Annotated in this window: 1 protein-coding gene; it reads right to left on the minus strand. The window is 47.0% G+C overall.

Annotated features, from left to right (window positions below; genetic code table 11):
* Positions 1–110 precede the first annotated feature (110 nt).
* On the minus strand, positions 111–778 hold a 668-nt coding region (gene purU, locus ACWHAR_RS26070; protein ID WP_452088298.1), incomplete at its 5' end, for a formyltetrahydrofolate deformylase.

Raw genomic sequence — 778 nt, forward strand, 5'->3', positions numbered from 1 at the left:
CTGATCCTCTTCAACGCTCAATGATTTTTTTATATTATGCAAAGAAAAAAGACACTTGTCAAGGTTTTTTGTCATCAAAAATAGCCCGCATTGCGCGGGCCTCTTGCAGTCTAGTTAAAGACGATTGTTTTATTTTCATGAACGATGACACGGTCTTCCAAATGCCATTTCACAGCACGGGCAAGCACGCTACGCTCAATTGTTCTTCCGATGTTTTTCAGCGCTTCCGCATTATCGCGGTGGTCCACACGCTCAATATCCTGTTCAATGATCGGCCCTTCATCAAGATCGTTTGTCACATAATGAGATGTCGCACCGATCAGTTTCACGCCGCGCTCGTAGGCCCGTTTGTACGGATTCGCACCGATAAAAGCTGGCAGGAATGAATGGTGGATATTGATGATGCGATTCGGATGAGCCGAAACAAAATCAGGAGTTAGAATCTGCATATAGCGTGCGAGCACGATGACATCAACATCGTACTGCTCCAGCAGTTCAAGCTGCTTCTTTTCGACTTCCGCTCTGATGTCTTTGTTCGCTTTCATATAGTGGAATGGAATGTTCAGGCGCTCAACCAGCTCTCTCGCTTCCTCATGGTTACTGATGACAACAGCGATCTCCGCCATCAGATTGCCGGTTTGCCATTCCCAAATCAGCTCATGCAGGCAGTGGAGCTCCTTTGAAACGAAAATGGCGACACGCTTCAGTTCGCTTGCCAAAGTTAAGCTCCATGTCATGTCGAATTTTTCCGCAACAGAGGCAAACGCCGCCTGAAGTG

The organism is Bacillus sp. LR--39, from assembly GCF_053613335.1.